This is a genomic window from Moorena sp. SIO3I8, from assembly GCF_010692325.1.
Lineage (GTDB): Bacteria > Cyanobacteriota > Cyanobacteriia > Cyanobacteriales > Coleofasciculaceae > Moorena.
Genome location: NZ_JAAHHW010000089.1, coordinates 13999 through 27053, shown reverse-complemented (window position 1 = coordinate 27053; position 13055 = coordinate 13999). Strand labels below are relative to the sequence as shown.

Sequence of the window (13055 nt, the reverse complement as noted above, 5' to 3'; positions counted from 1 at the left end):
TTCAGTCGCTCATGCTGCCAATCCCCAAGACCGCGCTGCATCGCTATTCCCTACTCCCTACTCCCTCCTCCCTTCTCCCTACTCCCTCCTCCCTACTCCCTACTCCCTCCTCCCTCCTCCCTACTCCCTACTCCCTACTCCCTACTCCCTACTCCCTGTTCCCTTTGCTATTTGATATCAATCAATCTGGGATAGTTTAGCACTAGAGTAATAGTGACTCAAAATTTGTAGGTAATTCAATCCCCGACGGGATAAGTTGTAGGCTCCCCACTGACTTAACCCCAATCCGTGACCATAACCACGACCGTTGAATTGGAAACCCTTTTCGGTTTTAGACACGGTAAACAGCCGACTTTTCAGACCTAGGATTTTGCGTAATTCCTTGCCCTTAATCGTCTTTGTACTCCTACTGCCTTCTACTTTAAGAGTGATCACCCTACCTCGGGGTGTCCTTTCTACTGGAGTCATGGCGATAATATTACCAACACCAGGAATCTTCTGGCTCAGTTGACTAGCAGAAAAGGTTTTTGTCCACTGGTAGACTGGTGTGCCCTGATCGTAATCAGGTACACCCTGTAGATAAGGAATGGGTTCACTCCACCAAATATCTTCTACATTTTCTGTATGTCCTCCAGAGGCAGCATGGAAAACAGCGAGAATCACTTTATTACCATGAGTCATTATCTGTCCAGCTGTGGCATTAACCGCTTGATGAGTGCTTGCTGTTTCGCTATTTAGACCTTTGTAAACTTGCCAACGCTGGGTATCCCCTATATCGTAGATATCGCTCTTGGATTTGTTCCGTTGATGGAGCACATAAGAACGAGCTGCTACTGCTTGGGCTTTCAAGGCTTCTATCGGCCAACTGGGACTCATTTCTGCGCCAATCACACTATAGAGATAGTGTTCTAAATCAACATGGTTGACTGCTGTTAACTTATTGTCAGAACTAACCAGTCGAGTGCGTCCCCGGTACCAGCGATCGCCTATCCAAACATAACCATTGTCTTTCGGTTCAATCCATAGGGATTTCCCTTGCCACTGACCTAACTTAATTCCACTACCGTTAGTTTCCGCAGTCATACCCGCCATGGCTTTTAAGTCTCCCACCGCTTGACCTGTCCCATCTCGGACAATGGCTGTGGTGGAACTCCCCAAGGTTACCTGTTTGACTCCCTGCTCAACCGCTATTCGCAGTTCTATCGCTGCCTGAACTGGTGCGATTAGAACCATCCACAATAAAAAAGAGAGCCACCAATGACGCCCTCCTAGAACAATGATTGACTTGAGCATAGTTACACTAAAGATGGGAAAGCCTTTTGATGCCATATTTACTAGTTACTGATTACTTATACGAAGAGGAATCTTCTTGTCCTGATTAACAGCGATTCGATCTTACTCCCAGTTGTTCCAATTAGATTTGTGTTGTTGAGCTTTGACAGTTAGGCGTAGTGGAGTGACCACTCTTAAAAAGTGCATTATACAGAAAAATCTTGATCAGTCTCAAAAACAGGGTAAAGGTGTTTGAGTTTGACTCGTGCATCTTCTGTGGTAAATTGCCACACTACTTTGGCACAGGCATTGTTCCGCTCCTGCTGCCAAGCCTCTATCTCCTTTTGAAGTTCTTCGGCTGTAGCCAGGCGACGGTCAAGACATTGTTTGGACAGAACACACAACTCTGTTTCCGCCACATTGAGCCAACTGCCATTACGTGGGGTGTGAATCATCTCTAACCGCCGTGCTAAACGGTGAGCTTCGGGGGCGGGAAAAGTTTTGTACAAAGAGGTGATGGTGTGGGTGTTGAGATTATCTGAGAGTAAGCGAATTTTGGGGGCATCTGGATAGTCAACATCCAATAGATGCTTAATTTCATCGGCCCAGTCTTCACAGGTGCGATGGTCTCGACAACTCACCCGTCGCCAACCTCGATTGGGGTCAAAGAACATAAACAGGGCTTGGACTCCTTCGCGGGTGTAGTGATAGTCTTCCTTCACATCAAGCCCCGGCTGCATCGGAATGGGTTCATATAGATGCCCATGCAGTTCTTTACTCGCTTCATCCATACAAATTAACGGCATCTCTGGATTGGCTGGACGGGTGTACTCGTCTAGAACCACTTCCATCTCGGCGACGAATCTGGGCAAGTCCCGCTCAGGGATGCAGAATCTCTCGGTTTTCCAAGGGCGCAATTGGTTTTTTTGAGTGTTTTTCTCACGGTTTCTCTGCCGATTTGCGTGACAATTCTGCGTTTTTTCAGTTCATTGGTTAACAAGCGAATGCTCCAGTTCCCTCTTCCTGCTGGTGGTTGTGAGCAGCACAGAGCAATAATTTGAGCTTCGGTCTCTCCATCCACGATTGGGTCTACCGGGGGCTTTCTTCTCGCTTTTCTTTCCAATGCTGGCGCTTCCCCTTTCTCTAGAAATCGCTGGCGGATTCGACCCACTGTGTTGCGATGCAGATTCAGAGCTTGAGCGATTTCGTTATCTGTCCATGTTCTCGTTGCCAGCTCTCCTTCATCGGACATCAACAAGATTTGTGCATGAAGGATTTTTTTGGCTGGTGCGTGTCCATTCCGGCTAATTGCTTCGAGTCTTTGCCTTTGCTCTGTACTCAGTGCAATCTTGTCCCGTCTTCCTCTACCCATGGTTCTCACCGCTCCCTGGCTCTATTACACTATTTTAACATGGTCACTCCAGTAGGGTGCGTTAGGGACGGGCTCCCCTTGATTTTCCCACTATTGACATCGGTTGAGATAGCCCGGCCCGTAACGCACCACCGGGTCAAACAGCTAATCGTTGATTTTACTTTATTAAGAGAAAAGCCTAATACTTACTTGCTGTAATACTTTCAAGCCTCGTAGGGAACCTCGAATTAGTCTGGTAGCGGCTATTGGTTGCTTTAGCATACCCATGGCTAAGGGGAAGGGTTTCAGTGATCCATCAGCACTAATGGCTGGGGTGAGGTCTGGCATATTATCGTAATAGCTATCATCACTAATCACTCTTACCATTGCTACAGCAAATCCCTTGGAATTAAGTAGCGATAGGGTAGCAAATCCTTCCATATCGACTACATCAGCTTGGTAGCTCTGACCCAGTTGACGCTTTTCTAAGCTAGAGGAAATTATGCGATCGCTACTCAATCCCCTGACTAAATTAGCCTTGTTGCCCAGTTGCTGCTGAACTAAGCTAGTCAGTTGGCTGCAGCACTGTTGCACCAGTGGTTGAGGTCTATCTTGGTTTCGGTCAATAGCAACACAATCGTTATACACAACAATATCACCAACGGAATAGTTAGGAGATAAGCTGCCACACAATCCCATTACCAGTACTTTAGGTAGGGAGTGCTGGGGAAAATTTGTTGTAGTTTTTAACCATGTTTCTAGATACTGAGTTACAGGCTCTGCTCCTATCGGAATAGATAAAATCAGGGGTAATGGACGACTAGTAATCTGGTTGATTCCTCGACAAATTGCTTGGTATTCTGCTCCTTGGGGAACAAGAATGATCGTGACCGGAATAGTTGCTTGGGAAAGGTTCATACTTTAGGAAAGGGAATAGGGAAAAGGGAATAGGTAATTAATTTCTGTGTAGGTGCTTCTATGAATTTAAATAAACCAAAACGGCCAACAATTTGGGCAACAGCTCTAGTTAGTTTGATCTCAGTAGGACTAATTACGCCCCAGCCCACAGTGGGACAAACTACTATTGCCCAACAACAGGAATCAGCACAAGAACAACTAACCAAAGCTAAGCAACTGACTCAACAAGTTATTGATCTTAATGAGCAAGGGAAATATTCGGAAGCGATTCCCCTTGCCCAGGAAGCTTTGAGAATTCGACAGCAAGTGCTGGGGGAGGAACACCTAGATGTGGCAGAAAGCCTGAATAATCTGGGGGAACTCTATCTTAAAATGGGAAAGTACCAAGAGGCGGAACCCTTGTTAAACCAAGCCTTGGAGATGAGGAGACGGTTGCTGGGGAAGGAACACGCAGATGTGGCAGAAAGCCTGAATAATCTGGGGGAACTCTATGGTGAAATGGGAAAGTACCAAGAGGCGGAACCCTTGTTAACCCAAGCCTTAGAGATGAGGAGACGGTTGCTGGGGGATGAACATGCTGATCTGGCATCCAGCCTGAATAATCTAGCTTTACTCTACTATTTCATGGGAAGGTATTCAGAGGCAGAACCCTTGTTAACCCAATCCTTGGAGATGAGAAGACGGTTGCTGGGGGATGAACACCGTGATCTGGCATCCAGCCTGAATAATCTAGCTTTACTTTACCAATCCATGGGAAGCTACGAACAAGCTGAACCCTTGTATACCCAATCCTTGGAGATGAGAAGACGGTTGCTTGGTGATGAACACCCTGATCTCGCAGAAAGCCTCCATAATCTGGCTTTACTCTACCAATTAATGGGAAGGTACGAGCAGGCGGAACCCTTGTATACCCAAGCCTTGGAGATGTATAGACGGTTGCTGGGCCAGGAACACCCATCTGTGGCAAGCAGCCTGAATAATCTGGCTTTACTCTACCAATTAATGGGAAGGTACCAACAGGCTGAACCCTTGTTAACCGAAGCTTTGGAGATGTATAGACGGTTGCTGGGGGATGAACACCTATTTGTGGCAAAAAGCCTCAATAATCTAGCGGTACTCTACCAATTAATGGGAAAGTACCAACAGGCGGAACCCTTGTTAACCCAAGCTTTGGAGATGTGGAGACGGTTATTGGGTAAAGAACACCCAGATGTGGCAAAAAGCCTTAATAATCTGGCGGCACTCTACCAATCCATGGGAAGGTACCAACAGGCGGAACCCTTGTATACCCAATCCTTGGAGATGTGGAGACGGTTATTGGGTAAAGAACACCCAGATGTGGCATTAAGCCTGAATAATCTGGCTTTACTCTACCAATTAATGGGAAGGTACGAGCAGGCGGAACCCTTGTATACCGAATCCTTGGAGATGTGGAGAAGGTTACTGGGTAAAGAACACCCATATGTGGCAAGCAGCCTGAATAATCTGGCTTTACTCTACCAATTAATGGGAAGGTACCAACAGGCGGAACCCTTGTTAACCCAAGCTTTGGAGATGTATAGACGGTTGCTGGGGGAGGAACACCCAGATGTGGCAAACAGCCTCAATAATCTGGCTTTACTCTACCAATCCATGGGAAGGTACCAACAGGCGGAACCCTTGTATACCGAATCCTTGGAGATGAGAAGACGGTTGCTGGGGGACGAACACCCAGATCTGGCACAAAACCTTAATAATCTGGCTTTCCTCTACCAATTAATGGGAAGATACCAACAGGCGGAAGCCTTGTTAACCCAAGCTTTGGAGATGTGGAGACGGTTACTGGGTAAAGAACACCCAAATGTGGCAAAAAGTCTCAATAATCTGGCTTTACTCTACCAATTAATGGGAAGGTACCAACAGGTGGAACCCTTGTATACCCAAGCTTTGGAGATGTATAGACGGTTGCTGGGGGAGGAACACCCAGATGTGGCAAACAGCCTCAATAATCTGGCGGGACTCTACAAATCCATGGGAAGGTACCAACAGGCGGAATCCTTGTATACCGAAGCCTTGGAGATGTGGAGACGGTTGCTGGGGAAGGAACACCCAGATGTGGCATTAAGCCTCAATAATCTGGCGGGACTCTACGATTCAATGGGAAGGTATCAACAGGCGGAACCCTTGTATACCGAAGCCTTGGAGATGTGGAGAGGGTTACTGGGAGAGGAACACCCATATGTGGCAGTAAGCATCAATAATTTAGCTTATTTACATCAAAGTCAAGGAAACATTGAGCAAGCCCTGGAGTTTCTCGAAGCGGGATTAGACATCCAAGAACTTAATCTAGAACGTAATCTCGTCGCTGGTGCTGAAAAGCAAAAACGAGAGTACATCAAAACTATTTCTGGCACAACGGATGCAGCCATTTCTCTACACCTAAACTCAGCTCCTGATCATGAAAGAGCAGCTGGTCTAGCTTTAACAACTATCTTACGTCGCAAAGGTCGCTTACTCGATTTCTTGACCCATAGTCAGCAACTGTTGCGTAAACGCTTAGATTTCCAAAGCCAAAAATTACTAGACCGACTCAACAATACTCGCACCCAACTCGCTAACCTCACCTACAACCGACCGGATAAGCTTCCCCTTGAAGAATATCGTAATCAGCTCAATGAACTAAGGAATCAGGAACAGGAACTAGTCGCAAAAATTAGTCGGCGCAGTCGTGAATTTGCCCAAATCAATCAACCAGTCACCATCGAAACCATTCAACAACTCATTCCATTAGATACGGCACTGGTAGAATTTGTAGAGTACAAACCCTACAATCCTAAAAAGAGTAGCTGGGGTAATCCCCGTTATGCCGCCTATGTACTCCGTTCTCAAGGCGCACCTCAAGGCATTGATTTAGGGGAAGTAGATGCTTTGAAACCTCTGTGGGAGATACTTGAATTATCCCTTCAAGACAAAGGAGTTACCATCCCTCAGTTAAAACAAGCAGGCCGTAAAGTAGATGAGAAGCTGATGGCGAAAGTCCGTGCTTTGTTGGGAAATAGCCGCAGGATTTTACTGTCTCCAGACGGCTACCTCAACCTCATCCCTTTTGAAGCTTTAGTAGATCAAGACAACCGGTATTTAGTAGAAAGCTATGGTTTTACCTATCTCACCTCCGGTAGGGATTTACTGAGATTATCCAATCCTAATCGCAAGCTCACCCAACCAGTACTTTTGGGAGCACCAGATTTTGATAATTCGGCTCAAACTACTGCCCTTGGGGAGGAAAACCAGATAGTAGCAACCCGCAGTTTACGTGACTTTAATCCTTCAGAGTTGAGCTTATCCCCTTTACCGGGTACTCTTGAGGAAGTAAACGCGATCGCAAAGATGCTGGGTGTGGAGCCGTTGTTGGGTGCTCACGCTAATGAAGCAGCATTGAAACAGGTTACTCGTCCCAGAATACTACATATCGCTACCCATGGTTTCTTCCAAAACAGACCTGAAAAGGAAGAGTTGACTAATGGGGATAATGCCTTACTTTGGTCATGGTTAGCATTAGCAGGAATTAAGAACAACAAGCCAGACAATGATTTAGAAGATGGCATCTTCACAGCCTTAGAAGCAACCGGATTAAATTTATCAGGTACAAAGCTAGTGGTGTTATCAGCCTGTGATACAGGTTTAGGCAATATCAGTGCTGGAGAAGGAATATATGGGTTGCGTCGAGCGTTGGTAATTGCCGGGTCAGAAAGCCAAGTCATTAGTTTATGGAAGGTGAATGATCAGGCTACCAAGGATTTAATGGTGTCTTATTATCGAGGATTGCAGGATAACCAAGGGCGTTCTGAAGCTTTGCGAAGGGTTCAGTTGCAAATGTTAGGAACTCCAGAGTATCAGCATCCCATTTATTGGGCGAGTTTTATTCCTTCTGGTAATTGGCGCTCTATGGATGGGGAGTAGGGAGTAGGGAGTCGGGAGTAGGGAGTAGGGAGTAGGGAGTAGGGAGTCGGGAGTCGGGAATAGGGAGTAGGGAGTAGGGAGTAGGGAGTAGGGAGTAGGGCATGTTGGTGGAATAGGCATCTTAGTGGAACGGGCATGTTGGTGGAACGGGCATCTTGCCCGTATCCTGCCACAACCTGACAACCAAATAACCTTCAACCAAATAACCTTCAACCAAATAACCTTCAACCAAATAACCTTCAACCTTCAACCTTCAACCAAATAACCTTCAACCAAATAACCTTCAACCTTCAACCAAATAACCTTCAACCTTACAACCTTCAACTATTCCCGCTCAACCCTACGATTCTTTATTAATAAGATCACCTAGATCAAAAATAATCACGAAATTAGCATCAGGCATAAGGCGTTTCAGAGCTTGCATATGCCCCTCTGCATTGGAACGGTTGCGGTAACGACCAACAACGACCCTTTGCATTTTGGGCAACAGCCGAACGATTGCCCACGGATGTAGGCGATTGGCATAAGTCATAATAAATCATGTCCTTTTCATAAGGGATTCAAAGCCAGCCTGGTAACCTTGGGAAATCTTGAGGCTGGCTTTTGTTATGGAACATTGCTAGTGTTCATAACGTGATTTTATTATAACATAAAAATAAACTTATATTATAACATATTTTTAGGATTTATGTTACAAATTTTTTAGGCAGCAGGGAATCGGGAATCGGGAATCGGGAGTCGGGAATCGGGAATCGGGAGTCGGGAGTCGGGAAGAACGGGAAATGGGGAGAATTATCCCAGCTGCGATGAATGCTGACAAGATTTAATCAACTAAATCAGAATAATTGTTAATACAAAAAACGGTAATTATTGTTACTGTAATTATTGTATTGACGCAGTCGTTGCTTGAGTAAAAAATTAATAATATATATAAATTAATTAATAATGAGTTAATTGATTAAGCCGTTTTGTATTTAAAATGTCTATTATTAAAATTAACTAAAAAAAGTTAACCTAGTCACATTTTGCCTATTGCCTATTGCTAGCATGCTAGCATGCCTATTGCCTTGCTAAAAAACATGTTCCATGGGTTTTAGCTTACCCATTACCAACCCCTGACAAAATAAATGCTCCCCGGCATGATACTATTAATAAAAATACTGGTATTATTGTGTTGAAATCCTTGACTCTATCTGTTTTCGTGATCGCCAAGAGCCAAGGAGGTCTAGATATTATCCTGAACCCCTTTGAGCTTTATACCTTACCCCTCCAGCAGTGGATTACTGCTGCAGTGAATTTCCTGGTTGACAATTTTCGTCCTTTCTTTCAAGGGATTAGTCTACCGATTAGCGTCACCTTGGAGAGTATAGAATGGCTGTTACTATCGATTCCTCCATTAATTTTACTGATTCTGATTGCCTTGATAGCATGGCAACTGGCTGGTGGCAGAATTGCTATTTTTAGCGTTGCTGCTTTGAGCTTGATAGGCTTTTGCGGAGCCTGGGAGCAAGCCATGGTATCTCTTTCCCTAGTAGTAACCGCTGTAGTGTTTTGTATGGTGATAGGCATCACTGTCGGTATTGCCTGTGCCAGTAGCGATCGCATTGAGAAAGTGCTGCGACCCCTGCTGGATGCCATGCAAACCCTACCCTCCTTCGTCTATCTTGTGCCAGTAGTGATGTTGTTTGGGATTGGTGCAGTGCCTGGAGTAATGGCAACCTGTGTCTTTGCCATACCCCCCCTGATTCGCTTGACTAACCTCGGGATTCGGCAAGTGTCCACAGAAGTTGTCGAAGCTGCGATCGCATTTGGCTCAACCCCGACACAAATGTTATTCGAAGTCCAAATACCCCTAGCCATGCCAACCATTCTGGCTGGAGTCAACCAAGCCATCCTGTTAGCCTTATCCATGTCAGTGGTCACCTCCATGATTGGTGTAGGAGGACTTGGACAGATGGTATTGCAAGGACTAGGTCGGGTGAATGTGGGATTAGCTGCTGTGGGAGGATTGAGCATCGTTCTAATCGCAGTAATGCTAGATCGGATCACTCAGATAGTCAGTCAAGGCAACAACCAAATCCCTTGGTTGGAACGAGGACCAATTGGTTTGGTGCGCTCTTCATCAACAGGTCAAAAAGTGACTTGGGGTATTGTTGGAGGAACCGTCTTAGTGGCACTCCTGGGTTTTATCACTTGGCAACAACCCTCCCACTTAACCACAGACTCTAATCTAGCCATGCCTGGTAAAGGGGTGAGCGTACAATCGGTCTATAGTAGCTTGCAAGAAGAACAATTCCAAACCGAGATTGTAAACATTGGTCTGGAAAAACTTGGTTACACTATCAAACAGCCAAAACAAGTTGAATACGTCACCGCACACCTGGCTTTAGGAAACGGCGACCTAGATTACACTGCTGTCCATTGGGAAATAGGTCATAGACGCTTTTTTGAACAAAGTGGTGGTGAACAGAAGTTAGAACGACTCGGAGTAATCACCTCTGATCTCTTGCAAGGTTATCAGATTGATAAAAAAACTGCTGATAAATACAACATCACTAGCCTTGAGCAACTCAAAGACCCAAAAATCGCTAAACTCTTTGACTCAGATGGTGATGGCAAAGCCAATTTGATTGGCTGTAATTCCGGTTGGTTTTGTGAGTTTGTGATTCAGCATCACATTAAAGCTTACGGACTCCAAGACACCGTTGAGCAAGACCAAGGAACCTACTCAGCGCTAATTGTAGATGCCATTACTCGCTACAACCAAGGACAACCAATCCTCTACTACACTTGGACTCCCATGTGGATGGCAGCAGTCTTAAAACCAGATCAAGATGTAGTCTGGCTAGAAGTTCCCTTCACTGATCTACCAGAATCACAGAAAGACTTGACCGCAAAAGATACCTCGGTAGATGGGAAAAATCTGGGATTTGCCATTGATCGAATCCGAATCGTAGCTAATAAGAAATTTGTGTCTGCTAACCCAGCCGCCAAGCGCTTATTTGAACTAATTCATATTCCCGTTCAGGATATCAATGCCCAAAATGAATTACTAAACAAGGGTGAAGATAGCTCAAAAGATATCCGTCGCCATGCCGAAGAATGGATTGAAAACCATCAAGACCTGTTTGATAGCTGGGTTGAAGACGCTAGAAACGCTTAGAGCGATTAATATCAATCAAGTAAAGATCGGTCTTGTGGCAAGCTCGAACTAGCCATCGGGACTATCAAGAAGGCAAGGCGAGTCCGCAAGACCTGGCACAGCAATGAGCCGTTGTGTCGGGTTTTTTGTAGATTATTGCGAGACAATAACCATTTTACTGTAAAATAAGACCGGTAATTTTGGCTAAGTGCTGACTCTAAATAGAAGTCGGAACTTTGATCCATGCTTATCCGTAGAGATTAACCCTCAAGCAGATAACATACAAAATTTTCCGTTGTTCATTCGTTCAATTTCTAGACAAAATGGTCAATCAATATACAGAGATTACCAAATATTACGATTTGTGGGTGACATCTGGTTACTACGACTATCAGAGCCTAGCTAAGGAAGCCCACTCGATAGTGGGTGATGGTCGTCAGGTTCTAGAGTTGGGTGTAGGAACAGGACTACTGGCTCAAAAGTACATCGAACTCGATCCAACCTGCGAGTTTACGGGAATTGACTTTACCGCATCCATGCTTGAAATTGCCAAACAACGGTTGGTAAATCAGGTTAAATTGATTGAAGCTGATGCGGTAACAATGGACTTAAACGCCAAGTTCGATGTAGCGATATCCAATGGAGGAGTTTGGGGAATTCTTGATAGGGGGGATCAAGCTCAATGGCAATTTGGGGGTCACGTTCCCGGTCTTGAAGCCAATCGTCAAGGGTTAGCAAATGTAGGTCGCCACTTAAAAGAAGGGGGATTATTATTGCTACACCTGCAAAAACCCCATGATGACTTTGACAAATCCCTGGGTGAAGGGATTGTTTATTCCCAGTGTATTGAAGAAGGGGAAGATACCCCAAACTATTATACCTTTGAAAAAAGGTATTTCTTTAAGAAAGATGTAGAAATTGTAGCTCAAGAACAAATCACAATTACCGTTTTTAAACCGGAAACTACTCGTCAAATGTTAACAGAATCGGGATTTGATTTTCAAGGCACGAACAATGGCGATCGCTTTGCAATTTACAAAAAGCGGTAATCTTCAATGACGGTTTATAAAACGAAAATTAAGCGTCTCAGCCCTCTGGGGGCTCATTTTCAACTACTCACGATCACCAAATTCCGTTAACAGTGAGTCAGTCCTATTTTCCTGGGCTTTATCGAGGGAAATTGGTTAAAAATTTCCCAGTTTTAACAGACTAGAACAAAAAGACTATCAATGACCATTTCCATTCAGCAGGTTAGCATCTCTGAGGAATTAGACCTTTGCCATCAAATGCAGGTCTCCATCTTTCACCAGGAGTTAGAGTTGTTCGGGATGCAGATACCTGATGACTACGATCCTGTCTCAGTTTATATACAAATTGTTGATTCCAACGCTGTTGTAGGAACCTACCGAATTGTCTTCCCTAACAACTCTCTTGGACTACCGATAGAGGAAAGTGGGTTTGACCTCAAGCAGTTTGATCAAAAAAAGGTCTGTGAAATGTCACGTCTGGTCGTCCTCAAAGAAAAGCGAGGAAAAATCCCCTTTAATCAGATTATCTCTTCTGCTGTTAAGGTCGCAAAAGAGCATAATGCCTCGATTATGCTGGTTGCGCTTCTACCTCATAATCTTCCGCTGTTTAAAAGGTATGGCTTCTCACAGGTGGGACCACCACTCTATGATCCCTCTGTTAAGTCTACCTACACCAAAGACCCGAGCATCATCCCCATGCAAATCCATATTTAATTAGTCAGAATAATGTCGAAAACTTCAATTTAGATTCCCCTTGAGCTGAGGTGGGTTTGTAAATAAATATTAACAATAATTTACAAACACCACCTCAGCTAACTTTTTGCCTTATAATAGTGATATCGGAAGAGTAAAGGAAGTCCACTGATGAACAAGTCCGTTTGTACTACTGAAGCCGCCTCTCTCTTAGGTATTTCTTCTCGACGCTTGCGCCAACTCCTCAATGATGGTCGCGTCCGGGGTGCTTATAAAAGCGGAAAATTCTGGATTATTCCTCTGTTCAACAATCTGCCCCAAATCATTGAAAAGAAGCGTGGACCAAAGGGCAAATGGCGTACTACTCGTCCTCCTGCTCTGGCCAAGATCAATGTCAACCGCAATCGCATTGGCAGCAACAATCACAAAAGTCCAGAAGAGCGTCAGCCAGTGATTTCAGTAAAACGAAGCGGCGACAATCTATACGGCAATCAAGTAGAAATCCTCGGTCCTTGTCGGATTGTCTATCAGCCAGATAATCCATTGCGTTGTGGCGCTCGTCTGTGGATTGACCTACGGTCACGCTACGCGAACGAAACCTTCAGTGATATCCATTTCATTGGTGGCAGTTTTCCTGCTACTGCCTAATGCTCACTACCAAAATTAGACCTCTTGCAAAAGTATTTTTCTAATACTGTTTGCGTCAATTATT

12 protein-coding genes are annotated in these 13055 nt (G+C 44.8%); 6 read left to right on the top strand and 6 right to left on the bottom strand.

The annotated features are described in order from the left end of the window. Positions 1–177: 177 nt before the first annotated feature. The 3 genes from F6K51_RS26090 to F6K51_RS26080 all read right to left on the bottom strand — a co-directional run bounded on the left by F6K51_RS26090 (position 178) and on the right by F6K51_RS26080 (position 3541). Positions 178–1293 (bottom strand): SpoIID/LytB domain-containing protein, encoded by a 1116-nt coding sequence (locus F6K51_RS26090; protein WP_293025605.1) that lies wholly within the window; start codon positions 1291–1293, stop codon positions 178–180. Between the two features lie 185 nt (positions 1294–1478). After that, positions 1479–2644, bottom strand: a protein-coding gene (locus F6K51_RS26085) for an IS630 family transposase (protein WP_143727416.1) whose coding sequence is annotated in 2 segments (ribosomal slippage) — positions 1479–2200 and positions 2200–2644 — 1167 coding nt in all. Because the reading frame shifts where the segments join, the coding sequence is not laid out codon by codon here. Between the two features lie 165 nt (positions 2645–2809). Beyond that, a complete protein-coding gene (locus F6K51_RS26080) occupies positions 2810–3541 on the bottom strand; it encodes a phosphorylase (protein ID WP_293025603.1) in 732 nt (243 codons plus the stop codon). A 60-nt stretch (positions 3542–3601) separates the two neighbouring features. On the opposite strand from F6K51_RS26080, the gene F6K51_RS26075 reads away from it, so the two are divergent. After that, positions 3602–7480 carry a tetratricopeptide repeat protein gene (locus F6K51_RS26075; protein WP_293025601.1) on the top strand — a complete coding sequence of 1293 codons (3879 nt, stop codon included), beginning with the start codon at positions 3602–3604 and terminating at the stop codon, positions 7478–7480. Here F6K51_RS26075 and F6K51_RS26070 read toward each other — a convergent pair. Then, entirely contained in the window at positions 7426–7617 is a 192-nt protein-coding gene (locus F6K51_RS26070) for a hypothetical protein (protein WP_293025599.1), read from the bottom strand. The two genes, F6K51_RS26075 and F6K51_RS26070, sit on opposite strands and share 55 nt — an antisense overlap. On the opposite strand from F6K51_RS26070, the gene F6K51_RS26065 reads away from it, so the two are divergent. Continuing rightward, entirely contained in the window at positions 7605–7745 is a 141-nt protein-coding gene (locus F6K51_RS26065; protein ID WP_293025597.1) for a hypothetical protein, read from the top strand. The two genes, F6K51_RS26070 and F6K51_RS26065, sit on opposite strands and share 13 nt — an antisense overlap. A 75-nt stretch (positions 7746–7820) precedes the next feature. On the opposite strand, the gene F6K51_RS26060 is transcribed toward F6K51_RS26065, so the two are convergent. Both F6K51_RS26060 and F6K51_RS26055 read right to left on the bottom strand, forming a co-directional pair. Continuing rightward, positions 7821–8012, bottom strand: coding sequence for a hypothetical protein (locus F6K51_RS26060; protein ID WP_293025595.1), 192 nt, complete (start codon positions 8010–8012; stop codon positions 7821–7823). A gap of 159 nt (positions 8013–8171) precedes the next feature. Continuing rightward, on the bottom strand, positions 8172–8300 hold the full coding sequence (locus tag F6K51_RS26055) for a hypothetical protein (protein WP_293025593.1): 129 nt from the start codon (positions 8298–8300) through the stop codon (positions 8172–8174). A 363-nt stretch (positions 8301–8663) separates the two neighbouring features. Here F6K51_RS26055 and proX point away from each other — a divergent pair, with 363 nt between their 5' ends. The 4 genes from proX (at position 8664) to F6K51_RS26035 (ending at position 12991) form a co-directional block, all read left to right on the top strand. Further along, entirely contained in the window at positions 8664–10643 is a 1980-nt protein-coding gene (gene proX / locus F6K51_RS26050) for a glycine betaine/L-proline ABC transporter substrate-binding protein ProX (protein ID WP_293025591.1), read from the top strand. 302 nt (positions 10644–10945) lie between these two features. Beyond that, positions 10946–11671 carry a class I SAM-dependent methyltransferase gene (locus F6K51_RS26045; RefSeq protein ID WP_293025589.1) on the top strand — a complete coding sequence of 242 codons (726 nt, stop codon included), beginning with the start codon at positions 10946–10948 and terminating at the stop codon, positions 11669–11671. 180 nt (positions 11672–11851) lie between these two features. Then, entirely contained in the window at positions 11852–12364 is a 513-nt protein-coding gene (locus tag F6K51_RS26040; RefSeq protein WP_293025587.1) for a GNAT family N-acyltransferase, read from the top strand. Between the two features lie 150 nt (positions 12365–12514). Next, positions 12515–12991: a helix-turn-helix domain-containing protein gene (locus F6K51_RS26035; RefSeq protein WP_075901334.1), complete on the top strand. Its 477-nt coding sequence runs from the start codon at positions 12515–12517 to the stop codon at positions 12989–12991. Positions 12992–13055: the final 64 nt, after the last annotated feature.

Bases quoted from the DNA above. Each gene is read 5' to 3' on its own strand.
- F6K51_RS26090 (WP_293025605.1), bottom strand. From the start codon at position 1,293: ATGCTCAAGTCAATCATTGTTCTAGGAGGGCGTCATTGGTGGCTCTCT.
- F6K51_RS26080 (WP_293025603.1), bottom strand. From the start codon at position 3,541: ATGAACCTTTCCCAAGCAACTATTCCGGTCACGATCATTCTTGTTCCC.
- F6K51_RS26075 (WP_293025601.1), top strand. From the start codon at position 3,602: ATGAATTTAAATAAACCAAAACGGCCAACAATTTGGGCAACAGCTCTA.
- F6K51_RS26070 (WP_293025599.1), bottom strand. From the start codon at position 7,617: ATGCCCGTTCCACTAAGATGCCTATTCCACCAACATGCCCTACTCCCT.
- F6K51_RS26060 (WP_293025595.1), bottom strand. From the start codon at position 8,012: ATGACTTATGCCAATCGCCTACATCCGTGGGCAATCGTTCGGCTGTTG.
- F6K51_RS26045 (WP_293025589.1), top strand. From the start codon at position 10,946: ATGGTCAATCAATATACAGAGATTACCAAATATTACGATTTGTGGGTG.
- F6K51_RS26040 (WP_293025587.1), top strand. From the start codon at position 11,852: ATGACCATTTCCATTCAGCAGGTTAGCATCTCTGAGGAATTAGACCTT.
- F6K51_RS26035 (WP_075901334.1), top strand. From the start codon at position 12,515: ATGAACAAGTCCGTTTGTACTACTGAAGCCGCCTCTCTCTTAGGTATT.